Raw genomic sequence first — 19615 nt, 5'->3', positions numbered from 1 at the left:
TATAAATTTTTTCAAGGGGGATTTAGGACAACCAGTAGGGGGATTCCCCAAAAAACTCCAGAAAATTATTCTAAAGAATAGTAAATCATATAAAAATAGGCCAAATGTTTATTTAAAGCCTGTCAATTTTGAAGAAGCATATGAGAAATTTTATGAAAAATTCCAAAAAGGATTTGCAAGACCGATAGAACATGAAGATTTTTTGTCTTATAGCTTATATCCAAAGGTATTTGAGAAAGCCCACGAAAAACATAAACTATATGGAAGCTTAAGTAAACTACCAACTAAGAATTTCTTTTTTGGTATGGATCCTCAAGAAGAAATAATGGTAGATATCGAACCAGGTAAAACAGTGTTAATTAAATATCTCACTGTTAGTAGTCCAAACGAAAACGGATTTAGAACGGTTTTTTTTAAGGTAAATGGAGAAAATAGATATGTCGAGATCAAAGATAATTCTCTTGAAATTCAGAAGGAGGAAAATGCTAAAATTAGCAGAGATAATGATAACGATATTGGTGCGCCGTTACAAGGTTTATTATATAAAATACTAGTAAAAAAAGGAGATCATGTTAACAGTAATGATCCATTGTTTGTAATCGAAGCAATGAAAATGGAAACTACAGTTGTGGCTCCCAAATCTGGTATTATAGAATCGATAGTCTTGGTAGAAGGTACTATGGTTATGCAAGATGATTTAATTCTAAGTTTAAGATAAAAGTTGAAAATAATGAAGATAAAATTAAATGTACTTTCAATTGTGGTTGTATTACTAGGTGGTATAGCTTATGCACAACAAGAACAGCCCAAACTTGTGGTGGGGATTGTGGTAGACCAGATGCGTTATGAATATTTATATCGCTTTCAAGAAAATTACTCTGAAAATGGTTTTAAAAGACTACTAAGAGAAGGATTCAATGTGAAAAACACACATTATAATTATATTCCTACCGCTACTGGACCTGGACATGCCTCTATTTACACTGGTACCGGGCCAGTAAATCATGGTATAATAGCTAATAATTGGTACAGTAGAAAGTTGAAGCGTAAGATGTATTGCGCAGAGGATACATTAGTTCAGACCTTAGATAAAAAAGATAAACTTAAAAATATTTCTAGATCACCTAAAAATTTATTAACAACCACCATTACCGATGAATTAAAATTATTTACAAGCAAACGTTCGAGAATAATTGGGTTATCTATAAAAGATCGAGGAGCAATATTCCCTGCAGGACATTTGGCTGACTATGCATTTTGGTATAATTCTGAAAATGGAAACTTTGTGACAAGTTCTTATTATACTGAAGAGATACCTAATTGGCTTGACAAGTTCAATAAAAGAAAAATTGCCGATTCTTTATTGAATCTATCTTGGGAGCCCTTACTTTCAATTGAAAAATATAAGAATAGTGAATCGGATGATGCCGAATACGAAAAAGTATATAATGGAAAATACAGAAGTACTTTTCCGTATGACTTGAAAAAGTTAAGAAAAAAGAATGGAAATTTCTTATTGCTAAATGAAACTCCTTATGGAAATACTATTTTAACTGAACTAGCCATTACAGCCATAGCTTCGGAAAATCTAGGTAATGGACAAGAAATAGATTTTTTAACAATTAGTTATTCGAGTACAGATTATATCGGGCATCATTTTGGAATTCGTTCTAAAGAGCTAGAAGATACTTATGTCAGGCTAGATAGGGACATTGAAAAATTATTGAACGTTCTAGATGAGAAAGTTGGTAAGAACAACTATTTGTTGTTTTTAACGGCCGATCATGCTGCTAGTGATAATCCAGGTTTTCTGAAAAAAAATAGACTACCGGGTAGATTTTATAATCCTGAAAAAATTAAAATACAATTGAATAAATTCTTATCTAATGAATTTGGCTTAGATGAATATGTAGAATACATTGATAAATCTCAAATTTATTTTAAGAAGACAAATATTTCAAAGAAAGAATTAGTTGTAAAATCGATACCGTTTCTAAAGAGTTTAGAGGGCATAAAAGAGGTGTTTGCTCCTTCTATAATCCAAAATACTATTGTAAATGGTTATTGGGATGATTTCGTTAAAAAAGGATATCATTATAAAAACTCGGGAGACATAATAATTCATTTTAATTCTGGTTGGATGTTAGAAAGGGAGTACGGTGCTTCACATGGTACTGCTTACACAAGTGATACTCATGTCCCATTATTATGGTTCGGTAATAATATTCCAAAGGGAGAGAGCACTAAGCTATATACCATAACTCAAATTGCTCCATCAATTTCGATGCTTTTAAATATTCCACTCCCTAGTTCAAGCGATAAAAATGTAATAGTAGAACTATTTGATTGACTCTGATTGGAATACATGTCAATTTTGCAAAAAGTATATGAAGAAAAACACAGCATATAATTTAATCTTGATAATGATCATGCTAGTATCTGGATGTGATCTAATGAAAAATAAAAAAAAATGTTTTCAGGTAAATAAGATTGATGTCTTAACTGATTCAATTTTAAATACTTTGCCAAATGAAATATGGAAAAAATCGAAGAAAATTGATAATTTCTTATCTCCATGGTGCAACCATGCGAAACAAGAAACTAAATTCAAGGCATTATATAATGATGAGTATCTTTTTTTAAAGTATGAAGTAGATGACGACAATATTTTAATCTATAATAATACTGAAGGTAAAATTGATGTAGCTCAGTCTGATAGAGTAGAGATTTTTTTTAGAAAAGATACAGAGCTTAAAGATTATTATTGTTTAGAAATTGATCCTCAAGGAAGGGTATTGGATTATAGTGCATCTTTTTACAGACAATTTAACTATAGTTGGCAATGGCCTCGAAAAAGTTTATTTGCTCATAGCGAAACTAATATAACTGGCTATGAAGTTGAAGTCGTGATTAGTTTACAATCTTTAAGAGATTTAGGTGTATTAAAAAATAACATAATCGAGGTTGGTATATTCCGAGGAGACTGCGTCAAGTTGCCTAAAACCCATGAAGAAATGGCTGAAATTAATTGGTTAACTTGGATCGATCCAGGAACAAAGGAACCTGAATTTCATGTACCCTCTTCGTTTGGATATTTAACTTTAATAAATTGAAAATGGAGCAAAAGAATAGAAAGATTGTATCACTTGCACCAGGAAGAACTTGCCTGTTTGGAGATCACCAAGATTATATTGGGTTGCCAATTATTGCTTGTGCCATTAATAGGTATATTAAGTTGACAGCTAAAAAAAATGATAGTCACTTTTTAAACATAAAAAAACCTAATATTAATGAAGAAAGGACTATAAAAATTAAAGATAAAATTGAAAAGGTTGACAAAGGAGATCATCTTTTATCAGCACTAAAAGTTGTTAATAGATATGGTTGTATTCCCAATGAGGGTTATGATATTGTAATTTCAGGTGATTTACCAATTAATGCGGGAATCTCAAGTTCATCTGCAGTGATAATATCTTGGATTAAATTTTTATTAGAGGCTTTTGGATCAACACATGAGATCGTACCAGAATTTGTTTCTCAACTGGCTTATGAAGCTGAAGTTTTAGAACATGAATCTCCAGGTGGTAAGATGGACCAATATAGTATTGGTTTAGGTAATGTAATGTATTTAGAAACAGGGAATAATCTTAGTTATGAGATTATTGATAAATCAATAAAAGGTCTGATAATAGGGGAGTCAGGTATTCCAAAAAAGACAATTGGTGTACTTCAGGAGTTAAAAGAGAAAGCTTGGTTGGCAATTCATAAAATAAAAGAGGTTTATAAGGATTTTGATATTAAAAAAGCTAAAAAGGATGAGTTAAGCAATTTACTCAATAGAGTGCCTGACAGGCTTGAACCTTACCTATATGCAGCTATATCCAATCATGATGTTACTCAGAGGGCTTTGAAAGAATTAAGAAAAGAGCATTTAGATTATGTGGAAATAGGAAATTTAATGAATGAACATCATCAAATTTTACGAGATGTCCTAAAGATAACAGTTCCTAAAATTGATAACATGATAAATGCGGCATTAAATGCGGGAGCCTATGGGGCCAAAATAGTAGGCTCGGGTAAAGGAGGAAGTATTGTTGTATTGGCAGTACATGGTAAGGAACAAAAGATTATTGATGCAATAATAAAAGCTGGAGGAAAGGATGCCTACAAGGTTGAAGTTGATGTCGGAGCTAGAATTATTGATAATACAGAAGTTTTATTAGAAAAATTAACTTAAAATGCATGACAACTTAATCATTTTGGCTGGAGGAGCATCTTCTCGAATGAAGAAAAATAGTCAAATAGAAAACCTTTCTGAAGAAGAAATTGCTCAAGCTAATAAAAGAAGTAAAGCACTTATAGGAGTAGGTGAAAAAGGAAGGCCTTTGATGGATTATTTACTTTATAATGCAAAATTGGCGGGGTATAAGAATATATACATCGTAATAAGTGAACAAGGTGAGCTTTTTAAAGAATTTTATGGCAAACAACAAAAGGGAAATGACTTTCATGGTCTTACAGTTTCATTTGCTGTTCAGAATATACCGGATGGTAGAATAAAACCTTATGGTACTGCTGATGCTTTATATCAAGCATTAGAGCAATACCCTGAATTGAATAATCAATATTATTCCGTTTGTAATAGTGACAACCTGTATTCATATGAAGCCCTTTTAGCGCTTAGAGAAACTTCCAATGAGAATGCCTTTATAAGTTATTCGTTAGAGGCGCTAGACTTTCCGCCTGAAAGAATTTCTAGTTTTGCGATTGCTAAATTAGGAGAAGATAACTTTCTTATAGATATTATTGAGAAACCAAAATCAACTGATATAGAAAGTTATATAGATGTAGCCGGAAAACTGAGAATAAGCATGAATGTTTTTAAATTTAATGGTGAGATGATAGGCGAATATTTAAAAAATTGTCAAGTAAACCCTCAAAGAGATGAAAAAGAGTTACCAACCGCAGTGCTAAATTTGATAAAGGATTTTCCGCACTCAGTTTATGGCATTCCCTTTTCCGAACATGTACCCGATTTAACATCCAAAGAAGATATTGTCCATGTAAAAAATTATCTCAAGAAAAATCGTGTGAGATTAGAATGGACCTAATGAATTTTACTTCAAACGACTCCAAATAGTTACTTTACAGCAAAAAAAGTACATGCTTATGACAGTAATTTGGTAGTTATTCATTTGTTTTTAATACATATTTGAACTTACTAATGTTCGAAAAAATGAAACCAATATTTAAAAAATACTTGGTAACGGGTGGAGCGGGTTTTATTGGGAGTCACATAGCTGAATATTTACTGAAACAAGGGCATGAAGTAGTGGTTCTAGATAGTTTAAGAACGGGGTTTAAAGAAAACCTGCAGGGCCTGAATGTAAGCCTTATCGAAGGAGACGTTAGAAATAAAGATTTGGTCAATGAATTGGCTAAAGATTGTCATTGTATATTTCATTTAGCAGCGTTGGTAAGTGTTCCTGAATCTTTATTAAAGTTAAATGAATGTATTCAAATGAATACGATGGGTACCATCAATATACTCGAAGCTGCAAAGGACACTAACGGTTGTAAAGTTGTCTTATCTAGTTCTGCTGCTAATTATGGTGATAATCCTGTTTTGCCAAAAACAGAGAATATGATTCCCGAGCCGTTAACGCCTTATGCAATTACAAAATTAGACGGTGAGTATTATTTAAAAATGTATCATCAGCAATGGAATGTTCCAACAATATCTTTACGATATTTCAATGTGTTTGGAGCACGGCAAAATCCTAAATCTGCTTATGCAGCCGCTATTCCCATTTTTATAAACAATGCACTTCTAAATAAACCTTTGACCATTTATGGAGATGGTTTACAAACAAGAGATTTTATTTATGTAAAAGATGTGGTAAAAGCTAATATACTAGCCTCTGAACAAGGGAATGGTACTTTTAATGTCGCATTGGGGCAAAGTACTACCATAGTAGAATTAGCAGAAAGAATAATAGAATTGACCAACTCCAAATCTGAGGTTCAATTTCTGAAAGAAAGGCTCGGAGACATTAAGCATTCTTGTGCAGATGTATCAAAATTCAAAAGATTAGGCTTTAAAGCAGGTCATTCTATTGAAATGGCACTTAAAGAAGCGATAGATTTTTACCATGATAAATTAGTAACAAAAACCTAAATATTATGATCACCCTCAGCACTTTTGATTACATTTTATTACTGGCATTTTTTAGCACTACATTGGGTATCGGTTTATGGGTTTCAAAGCGGTCGGGTAAGAATTCATCAGAATTTTTTCTATCGGGCAGAAGTATGCCCTGGTGGTTATTAGGTGTTTCTATGGTGGCGACTACTTTTTCTACAGACACACCAAATTTAGTGACGGATATTGTACGAACCAACGGTGTTTCCGGTAATTGGGTATGGTGGGCATTTTTAATTACGGGTTTATTAACGGTCTTTGTTTATGCTAAGCTATGGCGTAAGTCGAATGTCAATACCGATTTAGAGTTTTATGAATTACGCTATGGCGGAAAGCCTGCCAGATTCTTACGGCAATTCAGGGCCATATATCTGGGAGTCATTTTTAATGTAATTACCATGTCTGCAGTCACCTTGGCAGCCATAAAAATAGGAGGGATTATGTTAGGGCTTGAGCCATGGCAAACCGTTGTAAGCGCAGGACTTATTACGGTTATATTTAGTGCAGTAGGAGGCTTTAAAGGAGTGGTTTACACAGATTTTATTCTGTTTTTTGTTGCCATGGGTGGTGCTATAGGAGCTGCTTATTATCTGGTGAACCTACCTGAAGTGGGAGGTATACAAGCGATGATGGCTAGTGAACATGTAGCAAATAAATTATCCATACTACCTGATTTTAGTAATACTCAGGCTTTAATCACCTTATTAATTATTCCATTGGCGGTACAATGGTGGAGTTCATGGTATCCCGGGGCAGAACCGGGCGGTGGCGGTTATATCGCACAACGGATGTTAGCATCCAAAGATGAAAACCATGCCATAGGAGCTACGTTCTTTTTTAATATCATGCATTATGCCTTGAGGCCATGGCCATGGATATTGGTGGCCCTGGCATCTTTAGTAGTATTCCCTGATATTGAGAGTATTCAGGAGGCCTTTCCAAATATTTCACAAGATAAATTGGGGCATGACCTTGCTTATTCGGCCATGCTCACAAAGCTACCCAGTGGTTTATTAGGTTTAGTATTAACTTCATTGATTGCTGCCTATATGTCTACGATTTCCACACAATTGAACTGGGGTTCCTCGTATGTAGTATATGATTTTTATAAGCAGCAGGTAAACCCTAATGCTTCAGAAAAACGATTGGTGGCCGTAGGCAGGATTTCCACAGTAGTATTAATGATATTGAGTGCTCTTTTGGCCTTACTATTAAAAAATGCTTTGCAACTATTCGAATTACTACTAGTATTTGGAGCCGGTACCGGCCTGGTATTTATACTGCGTTGGTTTTGGTGGCGTATTAATGCATGGACAGAGATAGCCGCCATGTTTGCTTCGGGGATTATTTCCTTATTACTAAAGCTAACACCTTTAGGAACTTATCTTTTTGATGCTGAAAAAGGAATTTTTCCTGATTGGACTGAGTTTCCGTTTGTTGTAGTAGTAACGACTTCCATATGGTTATTGGTAACTTATGTTACAAAGCCAGAACAAAAAGAAGTCTTATATGATTTTTATAAGAAGATACACCGGGTGGATCGGGATGGAATAAGGTAGTAAACAATGCGAAAAAAGAAGATGTAGCCATAGTAAGCACTTATGAGAAATGGAGTGTACCGTCAGGAATATTAGCCATGCTTTTAGGATGTGTACTGATTTACAGTACCATGTTTGCTACAGGGTACTGGATTTATGGAGCGACAACAAAAGCGGTGATATTGACCATAGTAGCCATTGTTTCAGGATACTTATTGATAAAGGTTTGGAAAAAAATAAAGACGACGATTTTATAAAAAAGAAGAATAATGATTTTAGAATCACCAATAATGAAAAAAGGAATTACATACCAACGCGCTGGGCAATTTGAAGAAACACGGTTTGAGAAGATTCATAATATCGGTTTTGAAAATTCTAAGGGAGGTTCATTGATAGTAGCTCAGGAAATAGCCGAGCTTATCAAAAATAAGCAGTCAAAAAATGAAAGCTGCGTATTGGGTTTGGCTACGGGTTCATCACCGATAAAGGTCTATGAAGAACTGGTGCGTATGCATAAGGAAGATGATTTAAGTTTTTACAATGTAATTACTTTTAATCTGGATGAATACTATCCTATGGAAAAAGACAACATCCAAAGCTATCATTATTTTATGCATGAGCATTTGTTCAACCATATAGATATTCTTCCAGAGAATGTGTATATCCCAGATGGAAAGATCAAAACACAAGACATCTATCAGTATTGTTTGGACTATGAGCAAAAAATAAAAGAAGCAGGAGGGTTGGATTTTCAGTTATTGGGTATTGGCAGAACAGGCCATATAGGCTTTAATGAACCAGGTTCACATTACAATTCAGGAACACGGATTATCACCTTAGATCATATCACACGTGTAGATGCAGCACCGGCATTTTTGGGTATAGAAAATGTACCTAGAAAAGCCATTACCATGGGTGTCGCTACGGTAAGGGCAGCTAAACGAATTGTCTTGTTAGGATGGGGGCAACATAAAGCATCTGTGCTAAAACAAACCATAGAAGGAGAAATCTCATCAGAAGTACCTGCAACGTATTTGCAGGAACATGACAATACCACTTTTGTTTTAGATAGAGAAGCGGCGTCAGAGCTCACAAGAAATAAGACTCCATGGTTAGTGGGTTCACCTCAGTGGACAGAAAGATTAAAGAACAAAGCCATTGTTTGGTTATGTGAGACTACTAAAAAGACCATTTTAAGCTTAACAGATAAGGACTATAATGATCATGGTATGTCAGGTTTGTTGGCACAAGAAGGATCAGCCTACGACATGAATATAAAAATGTTCAACAAATTACAACATACCATTACCGGTTGGCCTGGAGGCAAGCCAAATGCAGATGACACCAACAGGCCGGAGCGGGCAAATCCTGCAAAAAAGCGAGTCGTTATTTTCAGTCCACATCCTGACGATGATGTAATTTCTATGGGAGGTACTTTTGACAGGTTGGTAGAGCAAGGTCATGAGGTACATGTGGTTTATCAGACTTCAGGTAATATAGCTGTATCAGATCAGGAAGCTTTAAAGTTTGCAGAGATAGCATATAGTTTAGGAGCCGTAAACGCGCAAAAGACCCTTGATGATCTTCAAAGTAAGAAAGAGAACACTATAGATACGATTGAAGTTAGAAAGCTAAAGGGTTTAATCAGAAGGAGAGAGTCACATGCGGCTACGAGGTACATAGGCTTAAATAATCAAAATGTTCACTTTTTGGATTTACCATTTTATGAAACAGGTACCATAAAAAAGAATAAGCTTTCACAAGCCGATATCAATTTAATGTGTCAAATTATCAAAGAAATAAAACCTCATCAGATTTATGCTGCTGGAGACTTGGCCGATCCACATGGTACCCATAAAGTATGTTTAGATGCTTTGTTTGAGGCTTTAGAGCAATTAAAAGAGCAACCCTATATGAAAGATTGTTGGGTATGGTTGTATAGAGGAGCATGGCATGAATGGGATACTCATGAGATAGAGATGGCAGTTCCTATGAGCCCTGACCAGGTATTAAAGAAGCGTCATGCTATTTTTTATCATCAATCTCAAAAAGATGGGGTAATGTTTCAAGGTGAAGATTCTAGAGAGTTCTGGATGCGAGCAGAAGAACGCAATAGGACTACAGCTCAAAAATACAATTCATTGGGTTTAGCTGACTATGCAGCAATTGAGGCTTTTAAAAGGTATATTTTTATTAATTGTTGAATGATAATAATGGTTCTTGATAGTTTTCTTGATTCTATTTTATTTAAAAAACCATATTATCAAATGGAATATGTTGGCAAATTCGATAATGTCCAAATGTTTAAAAAATTCCTTAATTGGATAAAGGGTCATTATGATCTTAATTTGGAGGAGAATATTTCTAATGGAATCAAAATTTACATTCCTAACGGTTGGTTTTGTATTCGAGAAAATCGAATTCTTGATCAGGGACTTGAATTTAAAATAAATATGGTTAATAAGTCTAGAAGTGCATCTATTAAATCTATACAAGAGATTGATATAATACTGTCACAAATTTATATGTCCTGTAATTAAAATTTAAAAGAGTATGAGTTCTACAACAACAATTAGACAGCTATCTAAAGAGTTAAAAGTTTCAATATCAACTATATCAAAGGCACTAAATGATTACCCTGAGATTAGTGAAAAAACGAAACGAAAAATTAAAAAGAAGGCTCAAGAGCTAAATTGCACTCCGAATAATGCCGCTAAGGTATTACGCGGAAAAAAAACAAGTATGATAGCCGTTATTGTTCCTAAAATAAATATTGCAGTTTATTCCAATGTTATATCTATAATTCAGAAAAAAGCTTTTAAAAAGGATTATCGTGTAGTAATACTTGAATCTTTGTATTGTAAAGAAAAAGAAGTAAAATGTATAGAATCTATTAAAGATGGATGCGTGGACGGATTGTTATTAATAAGAAAGCATAATATTGAAAAAAAAATAAAAGGATTTACACTGATTAATCATGAGATTAGTTTGCCATCTATTGTCCTAAATATGGGCGAACATGAGATAGGAGTTGGTGATGAGTTAATTTTTAAAAAATGCTTTAATAGATTGGTTAAAATGTCAGAGTATTAAGACATAAGATTAATAGTCTTTAAGCCGGTGAATTGATTCAAATTTTTAGAAAATGAAATACATTATTTGCAAGAAACCTGGAGAATTTATTCTGAGTGAAAAGAAAGCTCCAATTAGAAAGGAGAACGAAGCATTATTACAAATTAATAAGGTGGGCGTATGTGGAACAGACCTTCATGCCTATACAGGGAGTCAGGCTTTTTTTACGTATCCTCGAATTTTAGGACATGAATTAGCCTCTGAAGTTTTAGAAATAGATGAAAATGAGAAAGGAATTAAAGCAGGAGATAAAGTCGTTGTAATGCCCTATATAAGTTGCGGAAATTGTATCGCTTGTAGAAATGAGAAAACAAATTGCTGCATAAATATTAGGGTATTAGGGGTTCATAGTGATGGAGGGATGCAAGAGCAAATTACCGCTCCGATAGATCTTTTATTACCAGCTAATGGTTTAACCGATGACCAAATGGCTATTGTTGAACCTCTTGCTATTGGAGCACACGCCATAAGAAGAGCCAATTTGAGACAAGGGGAAATCATTGCTATTGTGGGGTGTGGACCAATAGGTATAGGAATTATGAAATTAGCGCAGATAAGTGGTGTGCAAATTATTGCAATAGACACAAATGAGAGACGATTGAAATACGCTAAAGAAAAAATTGGGGTGGAATATACCGTACAAGCAGGAAAAAATGCAGTAAATAAAGTTTTAGAAATCACCAATGGCGATTTGTGTACTGCAGTATTTGACGCATCTGGAAATAAACATGCTTTAGAAACTTGTCCGGATTATATGGCTCATGGAGGAAGATTCGTATTGGTTGGTTTATCTAAGGGAAAACTAACTTATACTCACCCAAAAGTACATGCAAAAGAAATGACATTAATGTGTAGTCGTAACGCAACCATAGAAGATTTTGAGCACGTAATAAGTGTATTGAATCAATTTCCAACAGAGTCATTCATTACACACAATGTACCATTTACAGAAATGATAGAACATTTTGATAGTTGGCTGCGACCAGAAACCGGAGTAATAAAAGCCACCGTGGATTTCAAATAAAAATAATAAAATGATATAATACTATGAGTAAAGTAGTCACTTTCGGAGAAATCATGTTACGATTAGCCCCGCAGGGATTTTTAAGGTTTTCACAAGCTAATAATTTTGAGGCCGTTTATGGAGGAGGTGAATCAAATGTAGCAGTTTCACTGGCGAATTATGGTGTGCCAGTAGACTTTGTGACACGTCTGCCAAAAAATGATATTGGTCAATGTGCCATGATGGAAATGCGTAAACGAGGTGTGGGTATTGATAAGATTGTATGGGGCGGTGATCGTCTAGGCATTTACTTTTTAGAAACAGGAGCTGTAAGTAGAGGTAGTAAAGTAGTATACGATAGAGCACATTCAGCTATGGCGCAAATAGAAACTGGTATGATAAATTGGGATGCTGTTTTTGACGGCGTTGAATGGTTTCATTGGACTGGAATCACTCCGGCAATATCGCAAGGCGCTGCTGATGTATGTCTGGAAGCAGTAAAAGTAGCAGATATTAAAGGCATTACTATTTCAACAGATTTAAACTACCGAGCAAAGCTCTGGAAATATTGTGATGATACACATAGAGAAAAAGTAATGACTGAGCTTACCTCATATTGTGATATTGTATTGGGTAATGAAGAGGATGCCGAAATGCATTTTGGAATAAAACCAGAAGGGATTAGTGTACAGACCGAAGGACATAATGTGAAAGCGGAAGCTTTTTTATCTGTATGTCAGCAAATGATGAAAAAATTTCCAAGAGCAAAAAAGGTAATCACCACCTTGAGAGGCTCCATATCAGCATCACATAACACCTGGGCAGGTATTTTATATGATGGTAACACCCTATATGAAACACGGCAATACCAAATTACGGATATTGTAGACCGTGTTGGAGGGGGAGATTCATTTATGGGGGGACTAATTTATGGATTGCTAACTTTCCCTGAAGACGATCAAAATGCATTAGATTTTGCAGTAGCGGCTTCCTGCCTTAAACATACCATAAAGGGTGATGCCAATCTGGTAACCATTTCAGAAGTAGAAAAGCTTATGGGAGGTGATGCCTCCGGAAGAGTGGTTAGGTGATTTGTTGATTCAAGTTTGAACTTAACTCTAACATTTATATAGTATAGTACAAAATGGCACAATATACAAGAATAGAAGTAGCAAAAACAATGGAGGAAACCGGCTTGGTTCCGTTATTCTTTCATGACAATATAGAATTGAGTAAAAAAGTATTAAAAGCCTGCTATGATGGGGGCGCAAGATTGTTAGAATTTACAGCAAGAGGTGATTTTGCTCATGAAGTATTTGAGGGATTAAATAAATATGCTATTAAAGAATTGCCGGGAATGATTCTAGGTGTTGGGTCAATTACCGATGCAGCTCAAGCTAGTTTATATATGTCACTAGGGGCAAACTTTGTGGTAACTCCTGTATTAAGAGAAGATATAGCCAAAGCATGTAACCGAAGAAAGGTATTATGGTCTCCCGGATGTGGTAGCTTAACGGAAATAACCAAGGCCGAAGAGCTGGGGTGTGAGATTGTCAAATTGTTTCCCGGAAATGTATATGGCCCTGATTTTGTGAAAGCCATAAAGGGACCACAACCGTGGACAAGTATCATGCCAACAGGGGGTGTGTCACCAACGGAGGAAAATTTATCTGGGTGGTTTAATGCCGGGGTTATTTGTGTAGGGATGGGATCTAAGCTGATTTCAAAAGAAATCATTCAAAATTATGATTATAAGAAGTTAGAGCAAGAGGTCAAAAAAGTACTGACTATTATTAAATCGGTAACAGAATAAGGTATATGTCGAAGAATTATACTCAAATTGATCCAAAGGATAACATCGTTGTCGCTGTTACTAGTTTAAAAAAGGGTACTAGGGGTACTATCAATGAGACTAGGTTTATCTTAAAAGAAGATATTCAACAAAAACACAAATTTGCTTTAAAAGATTTAGCTGTTGGAAGTGATATATTTATGTATGGGGTTTTAATTGGTAAAGCTGTACAACCTATTCAGGCTGGTAGCGCAATTTCAACTGATAACGTAAAACATGCTTCAGCATTATATGATAAAAACAAAACAAAATATAAGTGGGACCCTCCTAATATTTCAAAATTTAAAGGAAGAACCTTCAATGGTTACCATAGAATGGATGGTAAAGTAGGAACCGCTAACTATTGGCTGGTAATACCATTGACCTTTTGTGAAAATAGAAATGTTGATGTTTTAGAAACGATTTTATTAGAAAAGCTAGGCTATGCCACCAAAAAAGATTTTTCAGTTGATATTGATGCTCTGATAACTAAATACAAATCAGCAGCCACTTCAGAAGAATTACTCAAAACCTCAATTATATTTTCTAAAGAAGAACGATTGAAAAATAGGGTTTTTCCTAACGTGGATGGTATTAAGTTTTTAAAACACGATGGAGGCTGTGGAGGTACTCGAGAAGACGCCCAAACCTTATGCAATCTTTTGGGAGGATATATTAATAATTCTAATGTAGCCGGGGCTACCATTTTAAGTTTAGGATGCCAGAATGCCCAAATAAGACTACTTCAGGAAGCTGTTAAAAGGAACAACCCGGAGTGCAATAAACCGGTCTATTACCTTGAACAACAAAAAAGTAAAAGTGAGCGTAAGTTTATAGAGGAAGCCGTTAAATTAACATTTATTGGTTTAATAGAGGCTAATAAAACAGAACGAAAACCTGCTCCATTGAGCAAGTTGGTTTTAGGGCTAGAATGTGGAGGGTCAGATGGATTTTCAGGAATATCAGCAAACCCGGCGTTGGGCTATACTTCGGATTTATTGGTGGCATTAGGGGCCAGTCCGGTATTATCAGAGTTTCCTGAGTTGAACGGTGTTGAGCAAGAAATTATTAATCGTTGCGAAACCAAAAAAGATGCTCAAAAATTCTATAGCCTTATGAAAGATTATGCAGCAGCAGCGGTTGCGGTAGGTTCAGGCTTTGAAAATAATCCTTCACCTGGAAACATCAAGGATGGTTTAATAACTGACGCCATGAAATCGGCAGGAGCAGCTAAAAAAGGAGGCACATCACCAGTAGTACAAGTATTAGATTACACAGAGCAAGTCACAAAATCCGGATTAAACTTACTATGTACACCTGGAAACGATGTAGAATCCACTACTGGATTGGTCGGTTCTGGTTGCAATGTGGTGGTGTTTACCACGGGTCTAGGGACGCCAACAGGCAACCCCGTAGCGCCTGTTTTAAAAATGTCCAGTAACACTAATCTTTATGAGCGTATGAACGATATTATCGATATCAATGCAGGTACAATCATTACCGGTGAGGACACTATCGAGTCTATGGGAGAAAAGATTTTAGACTATGTTATACGCGTGGCAAGTGGTGAAGTATCATCAAAAGCGGTATTACAAGGGCATAATGATTTTATTCCCTGGAAAAGAGGTGTGTCTCTATAATATAGAATATAACAATGAATAAGTTAAATAGAAATACAGTATCAGCTAATAGGTATACAGAAAGAATTGTACAATTTGGAGAGGGCAACTTTTTAAGAGCTTTTGCCAACTGGATGATTCATGAAATGAATAAAAAAACAAACTTTGATGCCGGAGTCGTCGTCGTACAACCCATTGACCAAGGATTGGTTCAGACACTAAATGAACAAGACGGATTATATACCTTATTTTTAAATGGTATTAAAAAAGGAAAACCCGTTAGCGAGTATGAAGTTATTGATTGTATTCAACGTGGTATAAACCCTTATGAAAATTATGAAGATTATTTGGCTGTCGCCGAAAATCCGAATTTACGTTTTGTAATATCCAATACAACAGAAGCAGGAATCGTTTATAATGCTAATGATTCATTAGAAGATGCACCTCAGTCAACCTTTCCAGGTAAGTTAACAGCTCTTTTGTATGAAAGATTTCAAAACTTTGAAGGGGCTACAGATAAAGGATTGATTATCATTCCTTGTGAACTTATAGATAAAAATGGAGATAATTTAAAACAAGTCATCTTACAATATGCCGAAGATTGGAATTTAGGTGCCAACTTTATTAAATGGATACTACGAGATAATATCTTCTGCAATACTTTGGTAGACAGAATAGTTCCAGGGTATCCAAAAGATAAAATAGATGTTATTGCAAATAAAGTGGGCTACAAAGATAATTTGGTGGTAGAAAGTGAACAATTCCATTTGTGGGTTATTGAAGGACCAGCATCAATAAAAGAAGAAATTCCATCAGAAGTTTGTAGTTTAAATATTGTGTTTACAAATAATATGGAACCTTATAGAACAGGCAAGGTAAGAATCTTAAATGGAGCACATACCGCATTGGTTCCTGTTGGATATTTGTATGGTATCAATAAAGTACGTGAATCTATAGAAGACAAAGTAGTTGGAAGGTTTTTAAAAGATACCATCTTCAATGAGATTTGTCTTACTCTAGATTTTCCCGAAGAGAAGCTTACACAGTTTGCCAATGATGTTTTAGACCGTTTTAGAAATCCTTATTTGGAACATGAACTTCTGAGTATTTCTTTGAATTCAATTTCTAAATTTAAAACCAGGGTATTGCCTTCTATTTTGGCATTTACCGAAAGAAAAAATGGTGAATTACCACAGAGACTACTTTTTTCATTAGCTGCCTTAATCGTTTTTTATAAAGGCAATAGAAATGGCGACAAGATAGCTCTTAATGATAGTCAGAATGTTTTAAGTTTTTTTAAAGATCAATGGGCAACCAACGATATTAGAGCTATTACTAAGGCAACACTATCTAACACAGATTTTTGGGGTATAGATCTTACAGAAATAAAAGGTTTGGAAATGATGATTGAGCTTTATATTTCCAAAATTGTAAATAAAGGGATTAAAAAGGGGCTTTTAAACTTTGTTGAACACTAAATTTACTTTAAATATTAGCTAACCAAACCCTTTTTAACTCTATAAAGGCGATTAGTTAATGAAAAAGATTGAAGAAACTTTAGATGAATTTTATGATTCATTACAAAGAATAGATTCAAAGAATAAAAATACTTTGATCACTTCTGAATTAAAAATTCGGTTGGTTAAGAGAACTTTAAATCATTTTCAGAATTTAATTTTAAAAGAAGGTTTTAAATCGAAGAGCAAAGAGATTTATTTCTTTAAAAAAGTTAAGCCAAATGTTTTAAGCCATTTAATTTTCAATGTTAAATTATATGGCATTGAAACAAAAAAGCCACATAAAAGTAAAGCAGCAAAAATAAAGTACTTCAAAAGACATATTGATAAACTTCAGCATTATTTTAATGACCATTTAGAGTTTTATCAGTATTATAAAAAAGAAGGAACTTATTTGGATAATCAATATTTTATTCAAGGAAATGGTCATTTCCGATTACATCCAGAAACATTCTTTTTATTTGGTAACAAAAAATTTTCTACAAGCCATGATAGCACTTTAGCCACAATTATCGCTTATGAAATGCTTATTGGATACCTACAGACAGAAATAAAAAAATTAGAAAATAATTCAAGTACAATGCAAACAGAAAATAAAACTTACGGCACTAATTTGAATTGGACAGGAAGTAAAAGAGATTTAGTAGAACTGGTGTATGCCTTGCATGTTTCAGGATCAATTAATTATGGAAATTCGAATATCAACGAAATACTTGAATTTATAGAAGAAACTTTTGGGATTAAAATAAATGATCCTTATAGGACTTTTTCAAGTGTTCGTTCTCGAAAAATTGCACGCTTAAAATTTTTAGACAAGCTAAGAGATTCCTTAGATAATTATATGAATGATCTTGATGAATAAAAGAGACAAGTTGTCTATACCTTGTCTATTATCAAGCACTCATAAGAATTACCTTTAAATGTTTTCATTTTCATGATTGTTTTAGAGCTTGAGTTGTCAATTTCATAGATAAAGCAATGATCTTTAGCTAGTAAAAAAAATTGACCAAGTTGGTTTCTACTTGTCCATAAAAACGATCAAACCATTTCAATTTTGCCAAAGAAAGTCAAATCAGTGTAAAGCCGTCATCTAAAAAATGTAAACCTTGGCGGCTTTGCTTTTAAATTATCATTCTATGGCAGCAACAATTATAACTACAGAAGACCTCTACGAGTTCAAGATGGAACTCTTTGAGGAGATGAAACAACTTTTCAATCAACATAACGGTAGTCCAACCAAAAAATGGTTAAAGTCACCAGAAGTCCGAGAACTTCTTGGTATTTCTCCAGGAACACTACAGAATCTTAGAATTAACGGTACAATACCCTACACCAAAGTTGGTGGTGTTTTGTATTACGATTATCAGGAAATAATGAATGTGTTGGAGAGAAATCGTGTGTATAACAAGTTTTAGTTAGCGTTTTGGAAAATGTAAACTATATCAAGCACCTAAATGCTGTGTTTACTCAATTCTCAAAAGACAGTCGATTAAATCCAACACATATTAGCCTTTATTTCGCATTGTTTTATTTATGGAATAACAACTTTTTTAGAGATGAATTTTATATCAATAGAGATGATGTAATGCGGCTTTCTAAGATAGGTTCTAAAACCACCTACCATCGTTGTATTAAAGAGCTAAATCACTGGAAGTATTTTGAGTATTTACCTTCACATAATTCATTTCATGGGAGTAAAATTAGGATGTTCAATTTTTGGACAAGCGATAAACAAGCAGTGGACTCTACCCATATCAAAAATTGGACAAGTGATGGACAAGCGCTGGTATCTATAAATAAACATATACAAACAGAAACAAACCAAAAAAACAATAACAAACATCAAGATTTTAAAAATTCAAATATTTCAGATTCTGAAAACGACAACAAACAACAAGCGATTGACCAATATCAGGACAACCTAAAGACAACTACCGATAAGAATTATAATGAGCCATTGTGAAAAATCAAACACCACATATCATTTTTGAAGCTGACAGGCATTATGAACTTGGCAAATTAAAAGGCAATCATATCTTGTATGATTTTGATAAAATTTTGATGTATTTAGATGCTAAAGGAAAACTGTTGTTTGGTGATAAATTCAAGATTTACAAAGAAGATAGAAACATACTCTACAAACTCTGTAATTATCAAATTAGAGATTATCATACGTGTAAAAAAATAGGCGTTGATCTGAAGAAAGGCGTTTTACTTTCAGGACCAATTGGTTGTGGTAAAACCAGTTTAATGAAACTTATCCGATACATCACACCACACTATCAGGCTTATGAAATGATTCCAACTCGCAACGTAACATTTGCTTTTAACCATATTGGCTATTCCACCATTGAGCAATATGGAGATAGCCATTTTTATTGTTTTGATGATTTAGGTGTAGAACCTACAGGGCGCTTTTTTGGAAAGGACTGTAATGTAATGGGTGAAGTACTACTCTCTCGACACGATTTACTATTAAACCGCCGAGTAAAAACCCATGGCACAACCAATCTTAATGCCCAGGAACTTGAAGAACGTTATGGAAATCGAGTGCGTTCGAGAATGCGTGAGTTATTTAATTTAATTGGGTTTGATAAAGGGAATAAGGATAAACGCAAATAGTGCGTTTATTTTGATTTCTTTATATTTATGCACTCCCTTAACTCTTTAATAGAATGTATTTTCATTGGCTTTTTAATAGCCTATGGAAACAATATACGGAATTCCTCAAAAGATGGATATGTTGTTTTAGCTATCTTGAAGTTTTCTTAGA

The 19615-nt window shown here is 34.3% G+C and carries 17 protein-coding genes and 1 pseudogene; all 18 read left to right on the top strand.

Annotation, left to right across the window (positions count from 1 at the left end; all coding sequences use genetic code 11):
• On the top strand, window positions 1-718 hold a 718-nt coding region (locus tag AC1EUY_RS11900; RefSeq protein WP_480195762.1), incomplete at its 5' end, for a biotin/lipoyl-containing protein.
• A gap of 12 nt (window positions 719-730) precedes the next feature.
• Complete coding sequence (gene pafA / locus AC1EUY_RS11895) at window positions 731-2350, top strand: alkaline phosphatase PafA (RefSeq protein WP_480195761.1); 1620 nt, start codon at window positions 731-733, stop codon at window positions 2348-2350.
• A 37-nt stretch (window positions 2351-2387) separates the two neighbouring features.
• A complete protein-coding gene (locus AC1EUY_RS11890; RefSeq protein ID WP_480195760.1) occupies window positions 2388-3113 on the top strand; it encodes a carbohydrate-binding family 9-like protein in 726 nt (241 codons plus the stop codon).
• A 2-nt stretch (window positions 3114-3115) separates the two neighbouring features.
• On the top strand, window positions 3116-4237 hold the full coding sequence (locus AC1EUY_RS11885) for a mevalonate kinase family protein (protein ID WP_480195759.1): 1122 nt from the start codon (window positions 3116-3118) through the stop codon (window positions 4235-4237).
• Window position 4238: 1 nt separating this feature from the next.
• On the top strand, window positions 4239-5111 hold the full coding sequence (locus tag AC1EUY_RS11880; RefSeq protein WP_480195758.1) for a sugar phosphate nucleotidyltransferase: 873 nt from the start codon (window positions 4239-4241) through the stop codon (window positions 5109-5111).
• A 125-nt stretch (window positions 5112-5236) separates the two neighbouring features.
• Window positions 5237-6178 carry an NAD-dependent epimerase/dehydratase family protein gene (locus tag AC1EUY_RS11875; RefSeq protein WP_480195757.1) on the top strand — a complete coding sequence of 314 codons (942 nt, stop codon included), beginning with the start codon at window positions 5237-5239 and terminating at the stop codon, window positions 6176-6178.
• A 5-nt stretch (window positions 6179-6183) separates the two neighbouring features.
• Window positions 6184-7997: pseudogene (locus tag AC1EUY_RS11870) on the top strand (sodium:solute symporter family protein).
• Window positions 7998-8030: 33 nt separating this feature from the next.
• Entirely contained in the window at window positions 8031-9944 is a 1914-nt protein-coding gene (gene nagB / locus AC1EUY_RS11865) for a glucosamine-6-phosphate deaminase (RefSeq protein WP_480195756.1), read from the top strand.
• Window positions 9945-10293: 349 nt separating this feature from the next.
• Entirely contained in the window at window positions 10294-10833 is a 540-nt protein-coding gene (locus AC1EUY_RS11860) for a LacI family DNA-binding transcriptional regulator (protein WP_480195755.1), read from the top strand.
• Between the two features lie 52 nt (window positions 10834-10885).
• On the top strand, window positions 10886-11896 hold the full coding sequence (locus AC1EUY_RS11855) for a zinc-binding alcohol dehydrogenase family protein (protein ID WP_480195754.1): 1011 nt from the start codon (window positions 10886-10888) through the stop codon (window positions 11894-11896).
• 23 nt (window positions 11897-11919) lie between these two features.
• A complete protein-coding gene (locus AC1EUY_RS11850; RefSeq protein WP_480195753.1) occupies window positions 11920-12966 on the top strand; it encodes a PfkB family carbohydrate kinase in 1047 nt (348 codons plus the stop codon).
• Window positions 12967-13019: 53 nt separating this feature from the next.
• The gene (locus tag AC1EUY_RS11845) at window positions 13020-13688 is read left to right on the top strand and encodes a bifunctional 4-hydroxy-2-oxoglutarate aldolase/2-dehydro-3-deoxy-phosphogluconate aldolase (RefSeq protein WP_480195752.1); all 669 of its coding nucleotides are present in this window, start codon (window positions 13020-13022) and stop codon (window positions 13686-13688) included.
• A gap of 5 nt (window positions 13689-13693) precedes the next feature.
• Window positions 13694-15346: a UxaA family hydrolase gene (locus tag AC1EUY_RS11840; protein ID WP_480195751.1), complete on the top strand. Its 1653-nt coding sequence runs from the start codon at window positions 13694-13696 to the stop codon at window positions 15344-15346.
• Window positions 15347-15360: 14 nt separating this feature from the next.
• The gene (locus AC1EUY_RS11835) at window positions 15361-16803 is read left to right on the top strand and encodes a tagaturonate reductase (RefSeq protein WP_480195750.1); all 1443 of its coding nucleotides are present in this window, start codon (window positions 15361-15363) and stop codon (window positions 16801-16803) included.
• Between the two features lie 58 nt (window positions 16804-16861).
• Window positions 16862-17704 (top strand): RteC domain-containing protein, encoded by an 843-nt coding sequence (locus tag AC1EUY_RS11830; protein ID WP_480195749.1) that lies wholly within the window; start codon window positions 16862-16864, stop codon window positions 17702-17704.
• A 274-nt stretch (window positions 17705-17978) separates the two neighbouring features.
• Window positions 17979-18257, top strand: coding sequence for a helix-turn-helix domain-containing protein (locus AC1EUY_RS11825; protein WP_480195763.1), 279 nt, complete (start codon window positions 17979-17981; stop codon window positions 18255-18257).
• 44 nt (window positions 18258-18301) lie between these two features.
• Window positions 18302-18805 carry a hypothetical protein gene (locus AC1EUY_RS11820; protein WP_480195748.1) on the top strand — a complete coding sequence of 168 codons (504 nt, stop codon included), beginning with the start codon at window positions 18302-18304 and terminating at the stop codon, window positions 18803-18805.
• Window positions 18802-19464, top strand: coding sequence for an ATPase (locus AC1EUY_RS11815; RefSeq protein ID WP_480195747.1), 663 nt, complete (start codon window positions 18802-18804; stop codon window positions 19462-19464). Before AC1EUY_RS11820 ends, AC1EUY_RS11815 begins: the two co-directional genes overlap by 4 nt.
• The last annotated feature ends 151 nt before the right edge of the window (window positions 19465-19615 follow it).

The organism is Maritimimonas sp. 2210JD6-3, from assembly GCF_056591795.1.
This window is presented reverse-complemented; position numbering and strand designations above follow the sequence as displayed.

Excerpts from the sequence above, each read along its gene's own strand:
- AC1EUY_RS11850 (WP_480195753.1), top strand. The coding sequence starts at position 11,920 with ATGAGTAAAGTAGTCACTTTCGGAGAAATCATGTTACGATTAGCCCCG.
- AC1EUY_RS11825 (WP_480195763.1), top strand. The coding sequence starts at position 17,979 with ATGGCAGCAACAATTATAACTACAGAAGACCTCTACGAGTTCAAGATG.
- pafA (WP_480195761.1), top strand. The coding sequence starts at position 731 with ATGAAGATAAAATTAAATGTACTTTCAATTGTGGTTGTATTACTAGGT.
- AC1EUY_RS11880 (WP_480195758.1), top strand. The coding sequence starts at position 4,239 with ATGCATGACAACTTAATCATTTTGGCTGGAGGAGCATCTTCTCGAATG.
- AC1EUY_RS11830 (WP_480195749.1), top strand. The coding sequence starts at position 16,862 with ATGAAAAAGATTGAAGAAACTTTAGATGAATTTTATGATTCATTACAA.
- AC1EUY_RS11875 (WP_480195757.1), top strand. The coding sequence starts at position 5,237 with ATGAAACCAATATTTAAAAAATACTTGGTAACGGGTGGAGCGGGTTTT.
- AC1EUY_RS11845 (WP_480195752.1), top strand. The coding sequence starts at position 13,020 with ATGGCACAATATACAAGAATAGAAGTAGCAAAAACAATGGAGGAAACC.
- nagB (WP_480195756.1), top strand. The coding sequence starts at position 8,031 with ATGAAAAAAGGAATTACATACCAACGCGCTGGGCAATTTGAAGAAACA.
- AC1EUY_RS11860 (WP_480195755.1), top strand. The coding sequence starts at position 10,294 with ATGAGTTCTACAACAACAATTAGACAGCTATCTAAAGAGTTAAAAGTT.
- AC1EUY_RS11885 (WP_480195759.1), top strand. The coding sequence starts at position 3,116 with ATGGAGCAAAAGAATAGAAAGATTGTATCACTTGCACCAGGAAGAACT.
- AC1EUY_RS11840 (WP_480195751.1), top strand. The coding sequence starts at position 13,694 with ATGTCGAAGAATTATACTCAAATTGATCCAAAGGATAACATCGTTGTC.
- AC1EUY_RS11835 (WP_480195750.1), top strand. The coding sequence starts at position 15,361 with ATGAATAAGTTAAATAGAAATACAGTATCAGCTAATAGGTATACAGAA.
- AC1EUY_RS11890 (WP_480195760.1), top strand. The coding sequence starts at position 2,388 with ATGAAGAAAAACACAGCATATAATTTAATCTTGATAATGATCATGCTA.
- AC1EUY_RS11855 (WP_480195754.1), top strand. The coding sequence starts at position 10,886 with ATGAAATACATTATTTGCAAGAAACCTGGAGAATTTATTCTGAGTGAA.